Source organism: Marinilabilia salmonicolor (assembly GCF_003003035.1).
In the GTDB taxonomy this organism is placed as follows: Bacteria; Bacteroidota; Bacteroidia; order Bacteroidales; family Marinilabiliaceae; genus Marinilabilia; species Marinilabilia salmonicolor_A.
Window position 1 is genome coordinate 1 of sequence record NZ_PVTS01000021.1, and the last position, 24,403, is coordinate 24,403.

Here is a 24,403-nt window from a genome sequence, read left to right on the forward strand (position 1 = left end):
GTTGCTTAAATGTTGTTAATGTCATCCTCATTTTTTGCCATCAAAGTAACGGCTGGAGACCGGAGGATGCAATATGTAGGAGGCCGATGGCTTACGTTGTAATCACATTCACCTCCTTTAATTCTTCAATTTCCTGACTCTTTGCTTTCAAATCTTTTTGTTGCTGAATAATGTAAAGGGTCAACTCCTCTATTTTTTGCAATAGGAGCTTGTTCATCTCTGCCAGATTTACACCTGAGGCTTCCATTTCTGGGGCACTTGGGATATTCGGAAGGTGCTTGTATTGTTTAATGAATTCTTCAACCTGATTTAAGTCTTTTAAAGGGTAGTTATCCTCAAAAACGAAATCGGCGGTTTGGGCTTCGACTTTTATTTCTTTTGCACGGATGGTGCCATTTACATCAAGCTCGTGTGAGGGATTCTCTGTTTTAATCCCTACTCTTCCTCCAGGAGTTACCGTAAAACTACTTGTCCAGGCACCGGCATTATTACCAGATGATCCTATAATAAATTTGTCTGTATTGCTTAATCCATCTCCTATGCGAACACGTAACTGGGTAACATCTTTGGAAACAGCATAGCGATACATTTCGGTTGGATCCGTATTACTGTCAGTTCCTCCAAAAATCAGTTTATTACCGGATCCATATTTACCATCAATATCTGATTCTCCAACAGACAAATCTGCTGTTTCCGTATAAGATGTTATTAAAAAACCATCGTTCCGGGAAGGTTCAGCTTTTGTGGGGATCCATTCTCCCGTCTCGTACTCAACCTTCACAAAAGGAGTCCACATATAATCACATTCACGATGAAACTCAGAATCCCACCAAAGGTGAAACCTGTTTTCTTCAGTTTGTTTGTAGAGGAAACGACCACCGATGTTATTATATACTATCTTCATATTGGGGCTACCTATCCCATAATTCTTTCCAATTATTATTATCCAACCTCTGTTATTGGCATGAGTCCCTTGTACATTTGCACTTATCTCATATTTGCCTTTAGCAAATTCACCTATGTAAAACTGCCCGTCATTACAATCTTCTGCATCCAATACATAACTTCTTATTATCGGGGTTACCTCGGTCTGGCTATAGCTTAAAACACTCACCGCCACAAATAAGTATATAAGAAGAGCCTTTTTCATCTTGTCTGATTTTTTAATTGATTAATTATTTCATTCATTTCATCCAATTCTCTTCTTAAATCGCCAATCTGATTGAGTTGCTTCGTTAAATCGCACACCTGTTTGTCTTTCTCTATCAGATACAAAGTCAGCTCCTCAATCTTTTGTAGCAACAACTTATTCATCTCTGCCAGATTCACACCTGATACTTCCATTTCTGCTGCACTGGGAATATCCGGAAGATGCTTGTTTTGTTTGATGAATTCTTCAACCTGATTTAAATTGCGTAAAAGATAATCCTCTTCAAAAACAAAATCTGCAGTATTCCCATTAGAAGCAAGGGTAATATTGTTTGCAGCCAGGGTACCATTTAGGTGCATATCCTCTGTCGATAGTAGTTCGACCTTTACTTCCTCGGCAATCAATGAACCATCAACTTTAACGGTTCCAGAGTTAGGGTCACTCTTAATGGCCAAAACAACACGATCATTGGCACGAGAACCTCCCCCAGCTTCCTTATCAGTATTCCTCAACCGAAACTCTATGGCACTACTAGCTTCATCATTATCATAAACATGGTGAAGTTTGGTATCCTGAACGAAGATTTGATACATTTCATGATCGGAGGCATGTCTTTTGATCTCAAAAGGTCGATTATCCTCAGGCTCCGGGCTATGTTTACTAAATGTATTATTGACCGTCAACCGACCTGTAACATCAACGCCTCCTGCCTTTATTCTGTCAGTCCACAAAGAACCCTTTACCTCAAGTTCTGCATTGGGAGAAGTGGTACCTATTCCCATTCTACCATTTGATAATATTCGGCCATTCGGGAAAGACACATATCCACCATCAGGAACCAGATGAACAGCACCACCATTACTGCTTGAATAAAATACGATTGTCCGCTTACCTGAGGCGTAATCTTCAATAGAGAAATTCTTATGATTTACCTTTGACACGAGAGAAAGGCCTGTATTTGCGCCACTTCCCGCTTGCTTAAAAAACCATTCCCTTTCGGTGTCAAATCTCAGCAATACTTTTCCATCTTGTCGAGAGTGAAGCCTCAATGGATTGTAAAAAGTCCATGAGCCAGAAATAGATTCATCAATTGTAACATCAGCGGTTTGACTTTTCAAATAAGCAGGAAGCACAATAAGGAAACAGAGAATTATCCTTCTCAAGCATAAAACGTTTAAATTCATAGCAGTAGGGCTTTTATTCTTTATTCAGTTTACGTTCGATTTCGCAAAGTCGTTTTTCTTTTTCTTTTAGCGCTTGATTTTGTTGAATCACATACAAAGTCAACTCTTCAATCTTCTGTAGCAATAATTTATTCATCACAGCCAAATCCACATCGGATGCTTCCATTTCATTGGCACTTGGGATATCAGGGAGGTGTTTGTTTTGTTTGATGAATTCTTCGACCTGTTTTAAAGTCCTTAATGAATAGTTTTCTTCAAAAACGAAGTCGGCTGGTTGGGCTACCACTTTAATTTCTGTTGCCCGGATAGTACCGTTGACGTCAAGTAAGTAGTCAGGAGATGCGGTACCAATACCAACGTAACCATTATTAGCAATCCTCACTCGTTCTTCAACCCGGCTCCCATAGTTTGTAAAAAACGAAAAAAAACCTCCTCCCCCCCAATGCGCAAATTTAAAATTATGAGTATTTAAAAGTCCAACTTGTCCAATGGGGGCACCATCTTCCTTTCTTCTAAACCTTAAAAGATGCTCTCCATCTGTATTCCCTATATCGATATCTCCTCCCACGACATGTAGCATTGCTTCTGGCTTATGAATACCTACTCCTAATTTTGAACGAAAATACCCAACTCCATAACCAGATAACGAGAAATTACTATACCACTCTCCATCCTTATAATATCGATATCCAATTTCGAATTCTGAAGTATATTCATCTCCCATTCGCAACCTTAACTTTGCTCTATCGACTAATTCATCGGCCCGAAACAAAGAAACACCATCAGAATTAGTAGTTCCATCAGATTTGGTAATATTTAATTGTTTTACGGTATGAGTATCCTGCCCCCACACCTCAACAACAAAGAATACCATTAGAATTAAAATCACTCCTTTTTTCATTGTAACTTAAATTAATTAGGGTTGAACTATTTCTTGGCTCATTTTCTTCTTTTTAAAGTTTCTCAACAAAATACTTGTGAGAATTTTGGCACATTTTATTTCCGCATTAACAATTGCTCAATATTGAACAACCTCTCCTCTAATACCTCCATTTTTTTTGTTTGTTTTTTATCCTTTTCTTTAAGTTCCAAAACCTCTTTTTCCTTATCAATGGCATACAAGGTCAATTCTTCTATCTTCTGCAAAAGCAACTTATTCATCTCAGCGAGATTTACACCTGATGCTTCCATTTCTAAGGCACTGGGTATATCCGGGAGGTGTTTATTCTCTTTGATGAAAGTTTCAACCTTACTTAGATCTTTTAAGGAATAGTTTTCATCGAATACGAAATCGGCGGTTTGGGCAACAACTTTTATTTCCGTTGCCCGGATTGTCCCGTTAACGTCAAGTTTATAATCGGGAGTGGAAGTTCCAATACCAACTCTCTCATTATCCGTAACTCTTACCACTTCATTCCCTACGTTCGTAATTAATCGAATGGAACCATACTTCGTTTTTAATCCAATATAATCATCACCGGGAGCATTTGAAGAAAACCCAACCAAACCATTTCTCCATGAATCATCTGAAGGTCTGAAAATTATGCTGTATTCCTTATTTGTCGTATTGCCAAATGTAAGATTTCCATCGATCGTGAGTTTGTCTGTAGTTTCTGTGGTTCCAATACCAACATTTCCATTGTCATTTATCAGCATTTGAGTTTCTCCATTGTCATCAATAAACCAATGATTGGAAAACCCTGGCCGTCCTGATTGATAAATTAACCCATGTTTATTTACTTTTCCACCATAGGTGTGACCATAATAATCAAACAAAATTTTTGAGGTTGCCTTAGGATATTCATTAAAGGTATGATCAAACAATATTCCATAACCAGATTGCCCGGTATTCGTTAATCTAATATTTCCTAAAGTATGCAATCTTTCTGTTGGTGTTGAAATGCCAATTCCAACTGACCCATTTTTTGTAATATGAAAACGCTGTTTCCCTCCTGTAAAAAGAGACACCCCAAAATATCCTGAACCGTACAACGTATTGTAATTATTTTCCCCAGGTAACCTGTGAAAACCCACTCCATAATGATACAAGCTTTCCCCTTCAAAAGGAAAATTATGGTTTGGATAAATAACAATCTCACTGTCTTGTCCATAAGATGAGTTCCCCGAAAATAAAAGGAGTATTAGAGAAAAAACATATTTTATCATATTTACTGCATTTTTGAATTCTCAATTTTATCTAATCGCTTGCTTGTTTCTTTCAAAAGAGACATCACATCTTCCATCTTAAACTCAAGATATTCCCGCTTCTTTACTTCTGTGTTGTTTTGAATTTTTAATTCCTGCAGGTCTTTTTCTTTCTCAATCACATACAAAGTCAACTCCTCAATCTTCTGTAGCAATAGCTTGTTCATCTCTGCCAAATTTACGCCTGATGCTTCCATTTCTGCTGCACTCGGAATATCCGGTAAATGCTTGTGTTGTTTGATGAATTTTTCAACCTGATTTAGATCTCTTAAAGAATAGTTGTCTTCAAAAACGAAATCCGCGGTTTGGGCGACGACTTTTATTTCGTTGGCCCGAATGGTGCCAGCTACATCAAGTTTCATAGATGGATCAGCTCCTTTTCCAATACCAACATTACCCCGATAATCAATACAAAACCTTTTCAGGTCTCCCTGGCTAATTCTAAACTCAGGGACATTTGCCCAGATACTAGTCGAAACACTTTCCACAGACCACACTTTTCTATAATAATTTCCATCCTCCTTGCTGTGATGTGTCCCAAGTTCTATTCTGGCACTTCTGTTTTTGGCAGCCTCATTATATGAATATGCTGCTTTGATCACAGCTTCAACGTCACCACCGGAGTAGGTATTGGAGACTAGCAGATTTGGATTTGACCGACCACTTATTTTTAATTGATTTCTTAAGAAAATATCACCCATGACATCAAGCCGGGCATCAGGAGTTGAAGTCCCAATTCCAACATTGCCCAAATAGTTTAAAGAGATACCTTTTTTCCAACTACCAGAAAAGTATTCCATATTCATTGTTATCCCGTTAGCCCAGGTGTTTGACGACTGCCCACCAACTCGATAACCATGAGATCCTTCCCCACGTCCAAAATAAATCCAACTTCCCCGTTTAAATGCATTGGCATTATATGGGACAGATAGATCAATAATATTAACAGAATTAATATTTCCTGAAGTGCTTCTGAATTTAATTTTAGAATTATTCCCTCTTATATCAAGCAGCTCTGTTCCTGGGTTTATTCCAATCCCGACATTCCCCTCAGAAGGAAAGGAATTCTGTCCACAGCAAAGATTTACATTCAATACAAGAAGGGCTAATAGTAAAAAGTTCTTCATTTCTATGCTATTTAAATCAGTGGCCAGAATTTGACAATAAATTTTCTACTCTCTCTAAACGCTTTATCAAATTTTCATTAATATCTTGAAGTTGATCTAACTCTATATTCTGACGTTTCACCTCTGCGCCCATTTCTTTTACAAACTCATTCTTTTTTTCTAAATGTGAGTCCTGCTCAATCACATACAAAGTCAGTTCCTCAATCTTCTGCAACAATAATTTGTTCATCTCAGCCAGATTTACTCCTGCTGCATCCATTTCTGCTGCACTTGGAATATCAGGTAGGTGTTTGTGCTCTTTAATGAATGCTTCAACCTGATTTAGATCTTTTAAGGGATAATTATCATCAAACACAAAGTCAGCAGTATGCCCAATAGTATTCAACGTAATATTATTTGCCGCAAGTGTTCCTTTTAATTGCATATTTGAAGCAGATAGGAGGGCTACTTTTATTTCCTCCGTGCTAATTGTTCCATCAACACTCAAGTTACCCTTTATATTTTGGTCGCCTTTACTATGCAAAACCTGTGTCCAAAGGCCTTCTCCATCTTTTCCTCTGCTCCTGAAATAAAGCCTTGGAGTGGTAGGAGAATTTCTTATTACAATTTGACCTCCATATTTATAATCAGCTCTATTAGAAGTGTGCCCTAAGTTTATTCCCCAAAACCATTGATTAGCATCTGGAGCATTAGCTATATTATATCCCTCAAAAAAACCAGATTGCCATTCTTTATTCCAATCATTAGTAGTATTAGGATCATTCAATAAAAGAGCATTTGCTGTCGGGTAACTCAGGCGGGTTACCCCGCCCTTGTCCCCTAAGAACCGTACTTGATAGTTTCCCATCATACGGCTCAAGCTCTCTAAAGGCGGAATAAACCACCCGACAATATAATAAAAATTCAGGCTAAAACCCTGCGCAACTTTCTCTTTCGAAGATAGCCGTCCCAAACCGGGTCGAACGGATTTGCTGCTCCTGCAATAAGTTTGTGACGCTTGATTCTGAACAGGGCAAACATTCTCAGCAAAATAGTTTTCCCATTAGAGAATTTGCCGAAGAATTGCCATTTTCTGTTACCAATAGTCATAAACAGCAGGGATACAATCTTTGTGTGACTGAGTTTGTTGTGTCTTCTTCGAGCCCAGTTCCAGATGTTACGCCACAAGAACCTGTCCATTGAGTTGAAAATTCTTTTTGAACAGGCATGCTTATGATAGTTCGCCCATCCGGTAATGAGCCAGTTGAGGTTTTTAATTAAAACGGCCGCCTTGGAGCCCCTGTGTTTTACAACTATATCTTTGAGCTTTGCCCTGACCGATTTGATGCTATCTTTGGAAGGTCGCACCAGGAGTTTGTTTTTGGCATACATTCTAATGTTTTGGCCAAGAAAGTCAAATCCTTCGGTAACGTGGGTAATTTTGGTTTTTTCCTGTGACAACTGTAACCCCCTTTTGGTGAGAAATTCCTCGATAAGAGGTTTGACCTTGTTTTCCAGTATCTCCTTAGAATCGGCCGTGACAATGAAATCATCGGCATATCGAATAAGGTGGATTTTATGCTTGTTGTTTTTGCGGCAGCCATCGGCTCTTAAATAAATACCGAAAGCATTGTCAAGCATCTTTTCAAGGCCATCGAGGGTCATGTTGGCGAGGGTGGGGGATATGATTCCCCCTTGCGGAGTACCTTGCTCGGTAGGAAATAATTGCTTATTTTCGACAAACCCGGCTTTAAGCCATTGTTGCAGAATCTTTTTGTCCATGGGGATGTTTTCGATAAGCCATTGGTGGCTGATATTGTCGAAACATCCTTTGATGTCCCCTTCAAGAATCCAAGTGGCACTGTCGGTTCGAGAGAGATGAATGAAACATCTTTCCAAAGCATCGTGGCAGCTCCGGAATAACCGGAATCCATACGAGCCTTTGTCGGCCAGTGTCTCGGAAATCGGTTCAAGGGCCAGAAGGTGTAAAGCCTGAAAAGCCCGGTCTTTCATGGTGGGAATCCCTAACGGTCGTTTCTTACCGTTCTTTTTGAGGATGTAAAGACGGCGAAGCGGCAATGCTTTGTAGCCCTTCCTGACTAAAGATTTGGCAGCCGAAAGTTTGTGACTTGGGGTTTTCCAGCGTATTTTATCTACGCCGGGCGTTCGTTTGCCTTTATTTTCAGTAACCCGTTTCACAGCCCAAAGTTTGGCATGAAACGAGTGGGTAAGAATCCATTGCAGGCTTTTGGCCTTGCCATGTTTTCCTTCCCTTATTGCCTTTGCAATACGACGTTGTAATGACTTAACCGACCGCTCTACTTTCTCCCAATCAATGGTGTTCCAGTTAGAGTAGTTGGCTTTAGGTGCACAGTCCTTAGTGTTGGGCTTCATTTGCATTCCTAAATAAAGTAAGTCTTATTACAATTTTCTTGCAATAGAGAACCAGATGAAAGTCTGCACGGTTTTCACCGGGGGCAAATGCGGAACCCCTATCCACTTCATTACAAGGTGGCCTTCGCTTCATCCATCCTCCCATACCTGCACACCATTGTGACTTCCTCACGGAAATCCTACCATTTGCAACGATGGAGATGTACAGGCTTACCACGTTCCGTCCGTTTAACGGGATGGGTTAGGTGCTGCCTATATACCGGAAGCTCGACATCCATGTGCTCATAAAAAACGTACTTGCAACCTGGCTTCTTACCTTTTGGTCAGAGTGTGTCAGCAACTTTCACTCTTTCGCGCATGACGATACGTCAACGGCAGTTCAATTAATTTCACCATACCATCCAAACCAGCGCCCTTGAAAATGTTGCTAATTCTTGGGTAGCTTTGTCCCGGCAGCTTCACACCCCAGTGTTGCCACTGACGCATGTGCCGGTAGGTTACTCATGATGGAACATGAGGTTAAATCATTCTTGATAATCAAAGAGCGTTTAACAGTTATTCGGACAGCCTCGTGTCGCACTTTATATTGCCAGCTACGTCTAGTTTGGTAGTGGGAATTTTTCCAATCCCAACATCACCACTATTCAAAATCGACATTTTACTACTACCATCTATTTGAAAACCTATACGAGAATTGGTTGCCCCGCCAATGAAATTGAAGTATGAGTTGCCATCCCCACTTGTATGAACTATGGTTTTAACCTGATCATTCAAAGAATAATAAATTGAACCTCTGACTTCAAGTTGTCCATTGGGATTTGTAATTCCAATCCCTACGTTTCCATTAGATGTCAGCACAAGATTATTTCGCCAGTCCCAACCTCCTGAAATATTATATCTTGTCTGGAGATACATTCGTCCTGCTGCATTATAATTGGCAGAATTATCCGGCGTTACCAAAATTCGTCCTTGTTGCCATGAACTTGAACCGTCCGTAGTGGCAGGCACAACGAAACCTAATGCAGCTCCTTGACCAATGGTTCGACTCGTACCGGTTCCTTCAATTATTAAGTTGGCATCTTTATTAATTAATGAAGATTCAGCTATTCCTGCTGACTTTATGTGCAGAGTAGCTTGGGGTTTTGTAGTACCAATACCAACATCTCCAGTCGACTTAATTTTATTCGTATCCTGGCCCCATATCGTCACTCCAATCAGGGCCAGTACAATTAAGAATGTTAGTTTTTTCATTCTTGTATTTTTTAATAAATGATTTTATCATATTGTTTTTACTTCTCAATATCTACCCATCAATCCACCGAAGGGAAGGAATTACATATTGCAGTACTTAACTCTTTTTCAAACTCATTTAACTTTATATTTGGTCAATTTCGAAATTCAATATGCTTGGCCCCTGTACGGGGCTAACTGTGAGCTATTCGTGCAAAAGCAAAGCTTCTATTTTATCTAAGCGCTCTTCTAGCGCCATCCGTGCTTCAGACTCCCTGCTACGTGCTTCTTCCAAACTAATAACTTGTGACTTTAAACTTGATACTTTTCCCTTTTGTCTCTTAGCTTCCTCTTTCTGCTCAATCACATACAACGTCAACTCCTCTATCTTCTGCAACAACAACTTATTCATCTCTGCGAGATTCACACCTGATACTTCCATTTCTGCTGCACTGGGAATATCAGGAAGGTGTTTTTTTTCTTTTATAAAGGCTTCAACCTGATTTAAGTCTCTTAAAGGATAGTTTTCTTCAAAAACGAAATCGGCTGGTTGAGCTACAACTTTAATTTCTGTTGCCCGGATAGTACCGTTGACGTCAAGTTTCGAAACTGGGCTACTGGTTCCTATTCCCACCCTTGACAATTTTGATTGAACAACTAGAATATCTTCAAGCTCAGAAGCATCTGAAAAATCTCCCACATTATTTACATCAAAAGATTTTTCACAATATATACTCAAATGAAAGGTGTTTTTGTAGCTTTTATTTGGAGATAAATTTGTCCATTTAGCAAATAAATATGCCTTAGAATTTGTATTATCAGGCAAATAACCATAAAACCGTAATCGATTGGAAATAGAGCTTTCTCCTCTATATAAAACCTTTGGTAAACTCCCCCAATCGGATACAATATGATAAATTCCTCCATCTTCAGCCCATCCTCCATCTATCTGACATTCAATTCTTACAGCCGACCCAATCGCATATAAACCAAGAGGAATAACCTGATCTCCTGTGGTAGGAACATTAAGATGCTCCTCATGATGTTGGCAAAACAAATTGCTCACACTAAACAAAATAATTAATAAAAAAAGAGGTTTTTTCATTGACTTTTAATTTGATGATTTCGCCAAAACGGATTCCATTAACAATTCAAGTTTCTCCAATCTCTTCTCCTGAACAAACCTTTCATATTCCAAAACTTCAACTCTCTTCTCCTTTTCAATTAAATACAACGTCAACTCTTCAATTTTCTGTAAAAGCAACTTATTCATCTCTGCCAGATCCACACCTGATGCTTCCATATCTGCTGCACTGGGAATATCTGGAAGGTGCTTATTTTCTTTTATGAAGGTTTCGACCTGATTTAAGTCCCTTAAAGGATAGTTTTCTTCAAAAACAAAGTCAGCAGTTTGGGCTACAACTTTAATTTCTGTTGCCCGGATGGTACCAATGACGTCAAGTTTATAATCAGGAGAGGAAGTTCCAATACCAATCTGTCCATTTCTTTTTATTACCATATAATCATCATCTAACGTAGAACCTCTTTTCCCTCTAAACCTCAACGCATCATTTAATCCATCATATTGAATTGCGAACTGAGCGTTTTCACTATTATCCATTTCTGAATTTGTTTCCCAGAATTCAATTCTAGCAGAATTTTCCTGTTGCGCAATGGTTGAAAATATTAATCTTTGAGCCTGACCTTCCAGCTGAAGATTACCTTTTGGATTACTTGTTCCTATTCCGATATTTCCGTTGTTACTAATATATAACCTATCAACCGAGTTAGTTTGAAATCTTATAGGGTCAGCATCGCTGCTATTTCCCAGTATAAGACCGTCTTCATATTTTAAAAACCCGATTGAATAATCTGTGGGATGTTGATTGTTTCGAAATAACCCTATACCTCCATCAATTGATAGCGCCATGTCTGGTTTGATTGTACCGATACCTATTCTCCCCAATCCATTAACAGTAAATAGATTCTTTCCATTATCCCCTCTATTTATTAATAATTGTGTCGATGAATTTAATGTACCCCAACTAGTGGAATTGAATAAAATATCAAAAAACCTATCCTGGTATGTTCTTCCAAATTTTATTGCAAAAGAACCATCCGCGGTTGTTGCTGATGCACTATTCCTTAAATCAAGAACATTTAAATTTGATCCCCATTGTTTTTTATCTACAGTTAATTTTCCATTTGGGCTGTTTGTTCCAATCCCCACATTTCCATTCCAATAATAAATAGGACTTATTCCATCATCAGGCACTCTTGATTGTGCATTAACAGTAAATACCAAACTTATAATAATCAAGCTAGCAAAGATTTGTTTCTTCATTTTTGTTTTCATTTAATATAACCTGGTTGATTCCCTGAACCAGCCCAACCTAATTTTTCCCGAAAACGCCCTATTCTAATTCTCTGAATTTCTCTTGCCTTAAGAACAAAAGCATTCTCTTTCAGACCAAAAATTATTAATTTTCCAACATATACCCTTCGGGTCTTCAAACCAGCAGAATTTGTGGAATTATATCCGCCAATAAAATAATACCCTCTTTATCCCATCCTGGATAAGAACCTATTAATTGATATCGGCCAAATTCATTTTCAGAATACAAATAACTGTCAGAAGTTCCATTTAGCTTATACCTGAAAGCCTGGTACTCGGAGCTTTGAGCAAAAGCCGCAGAACAAATAAATATTGTAAAGATCAATGAGGAATACTTAATCATAATCAAAACAGAATTATAAGAAAGATTAACTTTAAAACTTTAGGAAGTATTTAAAAAGTACAATTGATTTTTTTGCCTTTAACAAGAAAAACCAATGCAGAAAAAAGAATACGAACTTGATAAGGATATATCTCAGATGAGACAATCGTAGCAGAAGGGGTAGTCTTAAGGTTTTTCATAATTAGGGGTAAAAGGGTTAAAAAAAAGTTATCTTATACAAAGAAAAGAAATTTTAAATAAAACCAAAAACAGACAGGAACAAATTGTTACACTTTTTAACTTGAAGTACTATAAAATCCCTTTTAAAAAAGTATGCTAAATGCTAATAGACTCCTTCTCACAGAAAAAAACAAAACAATTTACTCACTTTTTCCTACTTAATTACCATCCCAATCAATCCATATAATGTCATAATTAAAAAAGCCGGCCCCCTTTCAGAACCAGCCCTTGAAAGGTGTAGGCAATAATGATTATTAGTTCAATTCAGTCTGGAGCAATTTGAGTATTTTCTGGTGAACTCAATTGAGAACCATCACCAGATTTAAAACAAAACGTTTCAAATACTCAAAAATTGAATTGTCATGAAAACAACCCACACCTTCGGAATTCAGTTTGCCGTTAGCAAGAACAAAGCAAAAAATCGATTACTTCCTGTTTATACACGTATCAAGGTAAATGATCCCTGTGTAAAAATTTAATTAATACAAACGATTAACCAGGTAGACTGGAATCCAGTTAAAGAAACAGAAAAAAGACGCGAACTGAGACCAGAAAATTCAACAGCTACTCTGCCACAGGTCTGAAAGCCCCGGACTGACGCATACAAGTCAACGTCATCATTCTAATTAGTCACAACAGCCAACAAAAAAAAACAATCACCTGAGAACCAACTCCTTTACCACAGAGTTGCCAATTTTATCGTTCATATTTTGAATAATGGTATCGCGATGAAGCAGCAATTCATTTCGGATAACACTACTGTGAAGTGTCACATAAACCACTCCGTTGCGAAACCACACATTTTTGGTCACCCTTGCAGCAGAGGGCCCCACAGCTTCATTCCATGCACCTGGAATGCGTGAATTATAGATCCCCTTTGAAATGGAAGGTTCTTTCCCAATAATTTCACGTAAAATATCCTGAAGTGGTTGAACAGAATTCTTTCGCAGATCTCGGTTTTTATAGCTCATAGTACTTTCAAATTTGCACGTTTCCGTTGGTAACTTCAAAAAAGCGATTCTCTTTTCCTGTTTTCTCCACTATTTCCGTCAATCGTTGTTTTTGCGTATCGGTGATAAAAATTTGCCGGAATCGCTCCTGAGAAACCAGCTGAATCAAATTATTACCACGTTCCTGGTCCAGTTTGTCGAAAACATCGTCGAGCAATAGAATAGGTCCAAACCCATTGTGTCTGGACAGAAACTCGTATTGCGCAAGTTTAAGAGCAATGAGGAAGGATTTTTTCTGGCCCTGTGACCCCTCTTTTTTAACGGGCTGCCCGCTAAGAAGAAAGTTAAGGTCATCCTTATGAATTCCTTTCGTAGTATAACCGAGTATCATGTCCCGCCATCTGTTTTCCCGAAGTTTTTCAAACACATCATCAGACTGATGGTGCGATTTATACTCAATATCCACCTCTTCATTTCCACCGCTGATCTGCTGGTAAAACTCTCTGAACACCGGCACAAGCTGCTCTATAAATCCGGTTCTTTGCTCAAAAATCTGTTGTCCCAGATGAGTGATCTGCTCATCCCACACGTCAAACTGAGCATTTAAAGCTCCGGTCAGCTGGTCACTTTTCTTAAGCAACGTATTTCGCTGCATCAGCGCCCTGTTGTACCTGATGACTTTATCAAGGTAAGGTTTATCATACTGAGAAACAACGCTGTCAATGTATTTCCGACGTTGCTCACTACCCTCAAGAATCAACCGTTCATCTGATGGGGAGATCATTACCAAAGGAAGAAGTCCGATATGTTCCGAAAGTCTGGAATACTCTTTTTTATTGCGCTTAAACTGCTTCTTCTGATTTTTCTTCAGAGCCACATAGATCTGCTCTTCCGAATCATTCCGGTCAAAAGCACCCTGAATAACGAAAAAATCTTCATCATGACAGATGTTCTGACTATCGATGGAGTTGAAATAACTCTTGCAAAAGGAGAGATAATAAACAGCATCCAACAAATTGGTTTTGCCCGCCCCATTGGGCCCTACAAAACAATTGATTCCATCGCAAAACTCCAGTTCAGTCTGCAAAACATTCTTATAATTAAGTATATTCAGATGCTTAAGATACACAATAACTATGATTTAAAAGTATTTACCGGAAACTCCGGGCTTTAGGAAAAGCAAACGTTGCATATTAATCAACAAAAATAAGCAAAGAAAAATGAGAGAAAGCCTGGTCGGACCATTTTTTTTGCTGTTCTCTGTTTTGAATAATAGTGAAAAGAATTACATTTGCCTACGGAAAAAAATTAAAATCAGATATGGCAAAAAACCAACAACACGAAGACAGCTTTGAAAATGTAGAATCGGCATTGACTAAAACCGAACAATTCATTGAAGATAATCAAAAGCTGATAAGTTTTGCAGCCATTGCATTAATTGTTATTGTAGGTGGCTACTGGGCTTTTAAGAAATTATATATGGAGCCTTTACAAAAAGAGGCCCAGGAAACTGTTTTTCAGGCTCAGCAATACTTTCAAACCGATAGTTTCAACCTGGCTCTTAATGGCGACGGTATGAATCCGGGATTTTTGGAGATCATTGATCAGTACGGAGCCACAGACGTTGGCGAACTCTCGGAGTATTATGCAGGAGCATGTTACCTGAATCTTGGCGAATACGAAAATGCCATTGATTACCTGAAAGGTTTCTCTACAGATGAACCAATTCTGATGGCAACTACTCAGGGAGCTATCGGCGATGCCTATCTCGAATTGGGTAATAGTGATGAAGCCATCAAATGGTACAACAAAGCCTCAAAGATGGAAAATGAAATCATTGCCCCTACTTATCTTTTCAAACTGGGACTTTTATACGAAGAATCAGGAGATAAAGAGAAAGCCATTGAGGTGTACACAAAAATCAAGAACGATTACAAGAACAGCGCTGAAGCACGTCAGATTGACAAATACATCACCAGAGCCAAAATAAACGGGTAATTTGTTTTTCTTTAGCACAAACAAATTTCTCTAAAAATGATTATATTAAAGGTTGTCTGTTTTATCAGGACAACCTTTTTTAGTTGTAAAAAACATAAAACTCAAAACCATGGCAACAAATCTTAAGAATCTTTCCGATTACGACCCCACGCAAGTACCTTCCGCCGAAAAAATGAAGTTCGGAATTGTCGTTTCAGAGTGGAATCCTGTAATTACAGCAGCGTTGATGCAGGGAGCCCGTGACACACTGATCAAAGAGGGAGCAAAACCTGAGAATATAATTGTGGCCCATGTTCCGGGTAGTTTCGAGTTAACTCATGGAGCCCGTCAGTTTATAAAGAAAACAGATGTGGATGCAGTCATTTGCCTGGGTTGTGTAGTCAAAGGAGACACGCCTCATTTTGACTTCGTATGCCAGGGGGTAACACAAGGTATCACTCATCTGAATGTAAAATACGGAAAACCTGTTATATTTGGGGTTCTGACCACCGATAATCAGCAACAGGCCATTGACCGGGCAGGAGGAAAACATGGAAACAAAGGAGATGAAGCTGCAATAACTGCCATAAAAATGGTATCTTTAAACATCGAGTTGAAAGAAAAATAACCATATCTAATGTCCAGATTTCGTCTTCAAAGAAAAACAATTGAACCGGGAATCCAGTTTGTGGGACAGCAATTCCTGGACTCTCCCGCCATTCAGTTATTTCGGTTTTCGGAACAAAGCTTTGCTGAGTTTAGTTCCGAAGCCGATTTTGATGTAATAAAGACCAATATTACTGACACTGAAAACGAAGTTCACTGGATAAACATCCATGGCATTCACGATATGCCCCTGGTCCACAGAATTGCTGAATGGTTTGGTATTGACCGCCTGATTATCCAGGATATTGTGGACACCAACCAACGTCCTAAAGTTGAGGTTCACCCCGAACACCTTTTTGTTTCCGTTAAATCATTATTACCTGCCAATCAGCACAGCATCGATACCGAGCAGATAAGTTTCATTCTCAAGGGAAATGTAATTCTCTCTTTTCAGGAAAAGAAAGGAGATCATTTTGAACACATCAGAACACGTATTCGGGAAGGAAAAGGAAGAGTGCGCAAAAGCAAAGCCGATTATCTGCTGTATCTTTTGCTGGATGCCATCACAGGCAACTGCTATACAACCCTGACCAATATGGAGATGCAACTTGATATGCTTCCGGAAAAAATCATGGAGGAACCCAAACCGGAATACATTGCAACTTTGGAAGCCATAAAAAGAAACCTCTTTGCACTTAGAAAAGCAGTTGTGCCCATTAAAGAAGCCATCCTTTTTACAGAAAAAGGGCAAACCATTCAGATTAAATCTCAAACACTCCCCTATTTCTCTGATTTAAAAGACCAGTTGATGCAGCTCATCGATGAAGCAGATATTAATCTGACGCGCGCTGAGGGTTCCACCAACTTATTTTTCTCTTATCAGGGACACCGGATGAATGAGGTTATGAAAGTATTGACCATCGTGGCTACCATCTTTATTCCCATCACTTTCATTGCCGGTATTTATGGAATGAATTTCGAACAATTCCCAGAACTCAGCTGGAAATACGGATATCCCGCTTTCTGGGGAGTTGTTTTAGTTGCCGCCAGCGGCATGTTATTTTATTTCCGACGTAAAAAATGGCTGTAAACGGGGCGGAATATAGATATTAAAAGTGCTGAATTTGTCGAGAAAGCACCACCAGTCATTCTTTTAAAATCCAAAAAGACCGGGATTTCCTCGAATAAAAAAAATGGTTTTGAGAATAGCGAGGTAAACAGTGCTTTAAAAAAACATATAATCAGGATAATACATCAAAACTAATGGTGAAACGGGATCCCTTACCCGGCTCACTGAAAACCGATATTTTCCCGTTATTCAGGTCCACCATTTGTTTCGACAACATTAACCCCAGACCGGTACCTGCTTCTTCGCTGGTCCCTGATGTTGATAAATTGGCAGAAAGCGAAAATATTTCTTTTTGTTTAACCTCCTGAATTCCAATACCTGTATCTTCCACATGCAATAAGGCTTTCGAGCCTTCAAGTTCCGCCCAGCAACTGACCCGGCCACCGTTTCTGGTAAATTTGATGCCGTTATGTACCAGATTGCGTACAATAAACTCCAGCATATCCTTGTCGGCTCTAATAAACAAAGCCTCGGAAACGTCACAACTCAGCCTGATTCTTTTCTTATCAGCCACCATACTTAATTGATTATAGCATTTCTCCACCAGTTGTTTCAAATTTAACTTTACTGGAACTGCTTTAAGTTGTCCCAGCTGCGACCGTGACCAGGTAAGCAAATCATCTAGCAGTTTATAAGTTTGTTCAGACATATTGCTGATTTGCCGGGCCATCATTTTTATTTCAGGAATCGACTGCTCTTCAATGCCATCATTCAGCAACGAAGCAAACCCAATGATGGCCTGAAAAGGACTCCTCAAATCATGAGCAATAATACTAAATATCTTATCTTTCGTTTCATTCAATTCCCTCAGGTGAGCTTCGCTCTCTTTCAGGCGGTTTTCCATTTTCACTTTGGCGCTCACATCCGTAACCAGCAAACAATACTGTACACCTCCAAGTCCGAAAAGTTTAAATTCCAGTATTTTCCCTTTGTACAAATCTTCCCATTCAAAAACATCTTCCCCGTGTTGTTCTGTATGATGCTCTCTTAGAAGCGTGGGGACATCAATATTTCCCAAGACTCCCGAAAGATATTGCCCTATAAATGAGATGCGGTTGAATATACTCGAAGACTTCAGATTGGCCTGATCAATTAAGAAATCAACCACTTCCCCTTCCTGCTTTAGTGCCTGGAGCATAAAAATGCCCACAGGTGAATTCTCAAACAGCTTCTCAAACAAATGCTCTTTGGCTTCCAGTTGCGCTTTAAGCTTCTTCCTTTCTGAAGTATTATATTTTACGGCTATATATCCGGTTATTTTGGCATTGTCATCCGAAAAAATAGGAGAAATGGAGGCTCTCTCTGTAATTATTTCACCTGATTTACTTCTGTTCACCAAATCCCCGCTCCAATTATTTCCATTTGCAAGAGTCTGCCACAACTCGTCATAAAATTTCTTAGGATGAAACCCACTCTTCAAGACGGACGGCTTTTTCCCCAGCACCTCTTCCCTTGTATATCCGTACACCTTTTCAAAAGTCTTATTGGCAAACACAATAGTCCCGTCAGGTTCAGTTATCAGAATAATTCCTTCCGAATTATCCAGGGCCTTCACAAGTTGTTGTTCTTTTATCATTAAGTTTAAATTTAGGCGTGATTCTTACCTATACGGCAAACCCGGTGTAAGGATAGCAACAAATAACCTGTTTTTGACGACTAGCAGCAATGAATACCGTAACCGTCGAGAAAAGGATGATGGATACCCCTGCAGGCCTGACAAATAAATTCACCGTCCCTGCCTATGCCACGTGATTTCATGACAACTTCACGGCATTCAGCACATTCAACACTCTCTTCGATTGGAGCATAAGCAGGAACCTCCACCGTTACCTTCTGAATGTCAAACATTTCATCAAAGGGAATATCTAACATTCCAAAAGAAGCCCGGCGGGAAACAGCTCCAAATTTGCGCTTTAACTCTTTCTGGTGGTTTCTTTCCACCACAATTTTTTCAAACAACGGATTAAAGTCAGGAAAGTAATTGTCAATAACTTGTCTGATATCATTTTTTGCCCTTACTCTGAACCCACGCCCATTTCGGTCAACAAGGCTAAGAGCATTTTTACCATAATCCTGAAAAATTAAGGCATTATTCCCGAAAGTGCAACCACTGACATACTGAACGCCATCAGAAAAGCAGTTATTGGTCTCCACAAAAGCCAAAAGATCTTCCATGCCATCTGATGTTTGACGCATCAAATCCATAACATGCATGGTAGCCATAACCCCCATTGACAATCCGGGACAAAAATGACCATGAAGCTCTCCTGCCTGATTCAGTAAGGCTCGGCTCTCCCCGCGTGAGATGTGCTTTTCAATATTTATTCGCGGGCGTGATGGCATTGCATCATCTCTGATATTAATATTTCTTTGGAAAGAAAAATCACTTGGTTTGATGTCAAATACAGGCGAATCACTCAAAGCATCAAGGCCGGTTACCACCAGTTTGTTCCCCTTCCGCTCAAGCAAACGAACGGTAGTAACCCCAATTCCATTAGGTCGGTTGGGGCTACGGGAAGCAAACACACCGCGGGTCTCCCCATTGAAAACAGGAGTTATCATCTTATATCCCTCAGATTGATGAAATCCAAAAAGAATATCGATATATTTCTGTTCGTCAATTTTGTACAGACCATCAAGGTAATCCTCCTCAATAATAATTTCAGAAACAATATTCTCCGCGTTCTTAATAAATCGTTTCTCTGTCAGTTCGTTTTTTACACGACCGATTGGTTCAAAAGTCATCATATGTTCGGAATAAATTATTTTATCAATAGAAACAGTAAATCGAACAATGTCTCAACTCAGTTCATCACCCCCCCATTTACCTCAACAACGGAAGAATATAACTTTGACCATCCACATCTACTTTTTGCACTTCCACATCGTAAAGGGCCCGGAGATTCTGTTCCGAAATCACCCGCTCATCTCCCATTGCAATGATACTTCCATCTCTCAGTAGCAGGAATTGATTGGCATAGCGCAATGCAAGATTCAAATCATGAATAGCTACGATAACCGTAATGCCTTTTGTGGAGACCTCCTTCAGCATCTTCATCACTTCAATCTGGTGACTTAAGTCCAGACTGGAGGTAGGTTCATCCAGTATAAGCACATCCGGCTCCTGCACAAGGGCCCGGGCTATGTGTACCCGCTGCAATTCGCCACCGCTGAGTTCCCCCGTAAGTCTGAGTGTCAGGTGTTCCAATGAGAAATCGCGTATGATATTCACCGTTTTCTTAAAATCTGATTTTCCGGGAGCCCATTTAATATGAGGTTTTCGGCCCAGCAAAATGGTATCAAAAACTGTGGCATTGGCCGAGCTGCCTCCCGATTGCGGAACATAACCTATGTGTTGGGCCAAAAAACGCCTGGGATAATCCTGCACGGAACGGCCGTTTACTTGAACCGTTCCAGTGTCAGGAATCAGCAATCTGTTCAGAAGCCTGATCATTGTACTCTTTCCACTTCCATTGGGCCCTATAACGGCATAAAATCCACCACCCTCAAAAACACAATCAACATCATGAAGTACTTTTTCAGTGGAATAACCAAAGGACACCTTTTTTACTTCTATAACCATAGTTTTATCTGCTTTTCCTGACTTTACGAATGATTAGAAACAAAAAGAAAGGAGCTCCGACAAAGGAAGTCACTATACCAACTGGTATTACCACAGGAGCAATGATTGTCCTGGAAATAATATCCGCAAGCAACAAAAAGACTCCCCCAAGAATTACAGAACTTATCAGCACTACCCTGTCGTTGTGTCCCACCAACCAACGAGTGACATGTGGCACAACAAGCCCAACAAATGCGATTATCCCGAAGAATGCGGTTGCTACTGCAGCACACAACGAAGCCACCACAACTGCCCAAAGGCGCAACCGATCGACATTTACACCCAAACTTCTGGCAACTTCATCTCCGGCATTTAAAGCATTGAAGCTAAACGCATTGAATACAAAAAATAAAATAGCGGGAAGAAGAACGATAAACTGAATCGTAACTTTATCCCAGGTAGCTTTGGCCATATCTCCAAACATCCAACTGATTACAGATGCCAGTTCCACATCGGTTGAAATGTATTGAAGCAAAGAGGTGCCCGACTGAAAAAGTGAGGTGAGAATAATTCCGGCCATTACCAGTATTTCAGGAGTTGCTCCGCGCCACCGGGCAAAACCGGTAATAAGCAAAGCACAGATAAGCCCGAAAAGAAAGGCAGACAAAGTTATGATCCATGGCATACGGGCCAGACTACCCACTCCGGTTGCAAAACCAGCACCTGCGGCTCCCAACACAACAATGGCAAAAGCAGCTCCAAATGCCGATGCAGCACTCAACCCTAACGTAAAAGGGGAACCAAGTGGATTTCGTATTACCGTTTGAATAACAGCACCGGATACCGACAATGCCGCTCCGGTGGCTATAGCCGCCAGAATTCGGGGAAAACGTATCTGAAAAATCACCTGACGCGAAACCTCACTACCGCTTCCTGTCAAAACTTCAACCACATCAGAAAACGAAAGCAGAGAACTGCCCATGGAAAGCCCCCAAAATATCAACACCAATAAAACCAATAATGATGATAACATAAAGGTCAGCCTTCGCACATATTGTTTTCTTATCAGCTCCTCTGTCTCAGAACCGTTTCCATCCTTCATACATCTCATTCATTTGTTCATAAACATCCTTGCCCAGCATAAACCGATATACCTGCCGGGCTTTATCTTCAAAACTGATATGCTCAAAGGCATCCGGAAACACCACTTTTCCAGCAAACCAGCCATTGATTAAAACCGTTTCAAAATTGGTCGCATAAAAATTGTGTGGCATCAAAGTGTAAACCCGGTTTTGCTCAAATGCTACAATGGTTCTTCGCAGCGGACTACCGGCCTCAATCGTAGGTAATATCTGCTCATAACCAGCGGCATCCAGAAACAGAAAATCAGGATTCCAGGATATAATCTGCTCTACATCCACATAAGTACCCACAGGCTGAACCGGTTCTGTCTCCGAAATATTTCGGGCCACATTGGTGATGCCTGTCAGCTCAAAAGGAGTAAACCACGACTGCGTAGAAGCAATGCCTTGTGCCCCCCTGTAGGAAACCCCTCCAATATAACCTGTCACCTTATCCCCGGCATTCTCCCTTAGTTGATTAAGCATATTGATTTCATCCTCAATAAAGTTCCTCAGAGAATCCGCACGTTCCCTTTTTCCTGTTACTTTTGCAATCAGATTCAGAGACCGGTAAAAAGTTTCACGCGCATTTCGAAGATTTCCGCTGTTTAATCCCACCACCGGAATTCCGGTTTTTCCCTGCAATTCATCAGCCTCACTAACAGACGAAAAAGCCATAAAAATCACATCCGGATTATTCAGGGCTATCAGCTCACTGTCTCCACCCATATAAGGACCAATAACAGGCTTATCTGTCAATTCAGGACGTGCAAAAGCATAAGGCCGGCCTGGTCTGAATTCAATATCCTCAACACCTGAAACCATATCAGCCAAATCCATATAAACCAACAGCCTCAACGCTCCTGGCCCAACACCAATAATACGGTTCACTTTTTCCGGAACCCGAACGGTGCGACCATACATATCTGTAACTTCAATGCTGTTTTCGGAGTCTTGGTTACTCTTAAAGTTGCAGCCCAAAAAAAACAACAACAGCAACAAAACAACAAATTTCAACACTCTTATTACCCCGTTTGATTGCATAAAAATTGTTTCATTAAAACCATTAAAAACCAGTTACCCTGCTGATGTCATTGCCAGTTTCCCCCTGTTAATCCCCTTCAAAGCTCTGATTTTGTCTGCCAGTTCGGTTAGCTTTTTTGATTCTCCCCTTACAGCAATTATCTCGAATGATTCATCAGTTGATAAATAGAAATGCTGTGAAGACAATATAACATCGCGATATTCGAGTTGAATATTCCCGAGTTTTGCTGACAAATCATTCTTGTGAGGATTGTAAACCAGAGTGATGGAGCCGGCCACCACATTATTGCATTGCCATTTTTTCTCAAAAAGATAGTTTTTTATCAGGCGCCTGATACCCTGTGAACGATTGGACAAAACATTGTCTTTGACAAATGCATCCAGTTCATCAAGTAAATCCTGCTCCAGAGAAACTCCAAAACGAACTACGGACATGGTGTTATGTTTTTTACAATTAGTGTTACTACAAATGTAAGAAATTCTTTATCCCTGAGGACAGATGGAAAATCTTCGTAACATATAATATCCAACAAGCATTTGATTATGAAGCCTGAGCCCAACAAAATACACGGAATCCGGATAAACAAAAGATTGTCATTTCCCCTTTACTTCCATTTTCACTAAATTAGCAGCTTTATAGAATGAATTAGGTATTTTAAACTATAGCCTTAAAAAAACATAATCATTAAAACATTTTGTACCTACCATCGTAAATATAAAACCATGCAAAATCTGGCACTCATAACCATTGTCCTGGCAACCATGCTGGGAAGCACCACACTGATCGCACAGGAGCAGGAAGAGGACAATCTTCACTCTTATACCAGAAATGAAGAGCACATCCATCTGGCTGACGACTACAAAGGTGTTGAGATTCACAATCAACATGGAGAAATAGAGATTACCGCCTGGTTAAAAGATACCATTCTCATTAAAATCGAAACCATTGTGATGGCCGAATACCGGGATATGGCCAACGAAGTATTTGACCGTCTGAACATTAATCAAACCACCCTTGAAGGGATGGCTTTCATGCGTACTGCTTTTGATGAAGAGTTTCATTCTTCTTTTCCCTTTCGAATCAATTACGAAGTTTTCATGCCCGCAGATAAAAAGATAATAATTGACAATCGGTTCGGCAATGTCACCATTACAGACATTACCGCCAAAATGGACATTAAACTCGAATATGGAAACCTTACGCAAAGCGGATTACAGGAAGCAGATACCATCATAGCAAACCTGTCGTTTGGTGAAGCGCAGTTCAATAAAATCAACCATGCAGAGGCTGAAATATACAATTCGGGGGTAAAGATTGAAAGCGTTCATTCAGCGGTTATTTCGGGTAAATATTGTCAGATCGATATTGGAGATGCCGGCAGTCTGGATTTTTCAAATCATACAGCACGCATTAACGTTAACCGGGTCGAAAACCTAAACATCAACGGTCAGTTTTGCTTTGTATCCGTAAATGAATTAACCAATCAGGGAAAAGTGGAAATATCTGATGGTTTGTTGATTACCACTTTATCAGAACAAACCAGTGCGTTTTCCGTTTTTAATAAAAATGCCCCGGCAAACATCACCATATCACCAAAACTTTCCTATACCCTTCATGGAGAGGTTACTGACGGTAACTTCAGACATGACAATCAACACCTGTTTAAAACCATAAGTGAGCCCAATAAGATTTCTTTTTCAGGAGAATCTGTTTCGGAAAATAAAGAAATGGCAACCCTCATTCTCTTCAACAGGAATGCAGGAATCAATATAAAAACAAAGAAATAA

22 protein-coding genes are annotated in these 24,403 nt (G+C 39.8%); 4 read left to right on the forward strand and 18 right to left on the reverse strand.

The window, feature by feature from the left end:
- Window positions 1-91: 91 nt before the first annotated feature.
- From BY457_RS16630 to recF, 12 genes are all read right to left on the reverse strand, one after another.
- A complete protein-coding gene (locus BY457_RS16630; protein WP_106154457.1) occupies window positions 92-1,150 on the reverse strand; it encodes a hypothetical protein in 1,059 nt (352 codons plus the stop codon).
- Window positions 1,147-2,313 (reverse strand): hypothetical protein, encoded by a 1,167-nt coding sequence (locus BY457_RS16635; protein WP_146130998.1) that lies wholly within the window; start codon window positions 2,311-2,313, stop codon window positions 1,147-1,149. The genes BY457_RS16630 and BY457_RS16635 overlap by 4 nt, the downstream gene beginning before the upstream one ends.
- A 34-nt stretch (window positions 2,314-2,347) precedes the next feature.
- A complete protein-coding gene (locus tag BY457_RS16640; protein WP_146130999.1) occupies window positions 2,348-3,235 on the reverse strand; it encodes a hypothetical protein in 888 nt (295 codons plus the stop codon).
- Between the two features lie 95 nt (window positions 3,236-3,330).
- Window positions 3,331-4,500 carry a hypothetical protein gene (locus BY457_RS16645; RefSeq protein WP_106154460.1) on the reverse strand — a complete coding sequence of 390 codons (1,170 nt, stop codon included), beginning with the start codon at window positions 4,498-4,500 and terminating at the stop codon, window positions 3,331-3,333.
- Window positions 4,501-4,502: 2 nt separating this feature from the next.
- Window positions 4,503-5,666 (reverse strand): hypothetical protein, encoded by a 1,164-nt coding sequence (locus BY457_RS16650; RefSeq protein WP_106154461.1) that lies wholly within the window; start codon window positions 5,664-5,666, stop codon window positions 4,503-4,505.
- A gap of 16 nt (window positions 5,667-5,682) precedes the next feature.
- Window positions 5,683-6,618: a hypothetical protein gene (locus BY457_RS16655; protein WP_146131000.1), complete on the reverse strand. Its 936-nt coding sequence runs from the start codon at window positions 6,616-6,618 to the stop codon at window positions 5,683-5,685.
- The gene (ltrA, locus tag BY457_RS16660) at window positions 6,570-8,039 is read right to left on the reverse strand and encodes a group II intron reverse transcriptase/maturase (protein WP_258176776.1); all 1,470 of its coding nucleotides are present in this window, start codon (window positions 8,037-8,039) and stop codon (window positions 6,570-6,572) included. Before ltrA ends, BY457_RS16655 begins: the two co-directional genes overlap by 49 nt.
- A gap of 555 nt (window positions 8,040-8,594) precedes the next feature.
- Window positions 8,595-9,290, reverse strand: coding sequence for a hypothetical protein (locus BY457_RS16670; protein ID WP_106154465.1), 696 nt, complete (start codon window positions 9,288-9,290; stop codon window positions 8,595-8,597).
- Window positions 9,291-9,474: 184 nt separating this feature from the next.
- Window positions 9,475-10,374, reverse strand: coding sequence for a hypothetical protein (locus BY457_RS16675; RefSeq protein WP_106154466.1), 900 nt, complete (start codon window positions 10,372-10,374; stop codon window positions 9,475-9,477).
- A 6-nt stretch (window positions 10,375-10,380) separates the two neighbouring features.
- The gene (locus tag BY457_RS16680; RefSeq protein WP_146131001.1) at window positions 10,381-11,613 is read right to left on the reverse strand and encodes a hypothetical protein; all 1,233 of its coding nucleotides are present in this window, start codon (window positions 11,611-11,613) and stop codon (window positions 10,381-10,383) included.
- Window positions 11,614-12,882: 1,269 nt separating this feature from the next.
- Complete coding sequence (locus BY457_RS16690; RefSeq protein ID WP_106154469.1) at window positions 12,883-13,197, reverse strand: DUF721 domain-containing protein; 315 nt, start codon at window positions 13,195-13,197, stop codon at window positions 12,883-12,885.
- Between the two features lie 7 nt (window positions 13,198-13,204).
- The gene (gene recF / locus BY457_RS16695) at window positions 13,205-14,305 is read right to left on the reverse strand and encodes a DNA replication/repair protein RecF (protein WP_106154470.1); all 1,101 of its coding nucleotides are present in this window, start codon (window positions 14,303-14,305) and stop codon (window positions 13,205-13,207) included.
- Window positions 14,306-14,496: 191 nt separating this feature from the next.
- On the opposite strand from recF, the gene BY457_RS16700 reads away from it, so the two are divergent.
- The 3 genes from BY457_RS16700 to corA all read left to right on the forward strand — a co-directional run bounded on the left by BY457_RS16700 (window position 14,497) and on the right by corA (window position 16,849).
- Entirely contained in the window at window positions 14,497-15,174 is a 678-nt protein-coding gene (locus BY457_RS16700; protein WP_106154471.1) for a tetratricopeptide repeat protein, read from the forward strand.
- Between the two features lie 109 nt (window positions 15,175-15,283).
- Window positions 15,284-15,781 (forward strand): 6,7-dimethyl-8-ribityllumazine synthase, encoded by a 498-nt coding sequence (gene ribH / locus BY457_RS16705; protein WP_106154513.1) that lies wholly within the window; start codon window positions 15,284-15,286, stop codon window positions 15,779-15,781.
- 9 nt (window positions 15,782-15,790) lie between these two features.
- Window positions 15,791-16,849: a magnesium/cobalt transporter CorA gene (gene corA, locus BY457_RS16710; RefSeq protein WP_106154472.1), complete on the forward strand. Its 1,059-nt coding sequence runs from the start codon at window positions 15,791-15,793 to the stop codon at window positions 16,847-16,849.
- A gap of 151 nt (window positions 16,850-17,000) precedes the next feature.
- Here the strand turns inward: corA and BY457_RS16715 are convergent, their stop codons facing one another.
- The 6 genes from BY457_RS16715 to nikR form a co-directional block, all read right to left on the reverse strand.
- Window positions 17,001-18,464, reverse strand: coding sequence for a sensor histidine kinase (locus tag BY457_RS16715; protein WP_106154473.1), 1,464 nt, complete (start codon window positions 18,462-18,464; stop codon window positions 17,001-17,003).
- Window positions 18,465-18,544: 80 nt separating this feature from the next.
- On the reverse strand, window positions 18,545-19,636 hold the full coding sequence (locus BY457_RS16720) for a TrmO family methyltransferase domain-containing protein (RefSeq protein WP_258176777.1): 1,092 nt from the start codon (window positions 19,634-19,636) through the stop codon (window positions 18,545-18,547).
- A 76-nt stretch (window positions 19,637-19,712) separates the two neighbouring features.
- A complete protein-coding gene (locus tag BY457_RS16725) occupies window positions 19,713-20,471 on the reverse strand; it encodes an ABC transporter ATP-binding protein (RefSeq protein ID WP_106154474.1) in 759 nt (252 codons plus the stop codon).
- Window positions 20,472-20,475: 4 nt separating this feature from the next.
- Window positions 20,476-21,552 (reverse strand): FecCD family ABC transporter permease, encoded by a 1,077-nt coding sequence (locus BY457_RS16730; protein ID WP_258176778.1) that lies wholly within the window; start codon window positions 21,550-21,552, stop codon window positions 20,476-20,478.
- Window positions 21,530-22,615 (reverse strand): ABC transporter substrate-binding protein, encoded by a 1,086-nt coding sequence (locus BY457_RS16735; RefSeq protein ID WP_106154475.1) that lies wholly within the window; start codon window positions 22,613-22,615, stop codon window positions 21,530-21,532. The genes BY457_RS16730 and BY457_RS16735 overlap by 23 nt, the downstream gene beginning before the upstream one ends.
- A 33-nt stretch (window positions 22,616-22,648) precedes the next feature.
- A complete protein-coding gene (nikR, locus tag BY457_RS16740) occupies window positions 22,649-23,050 on the reverse strand; it encodes a nickel-responsive transcriptional regulator NikR (protein ID WP_106154476.1) in 402 nt (133 codons plus the stop codon).
- A gap of 288 nt (window positions 23,051-23,338) precedes the next feature.
- On the opposite strand from nikR, the gene BY457_RS16745 reads away from it, so the two are divergent.
- A complete protein-coding gene (locus BY457_RS16745; protein ID WP_106154477.1) occupies window positions 23,339-24,403 on the forward strand; it encodes a hypothetical protein in 1,065 nt (354 codons plus the stop codon).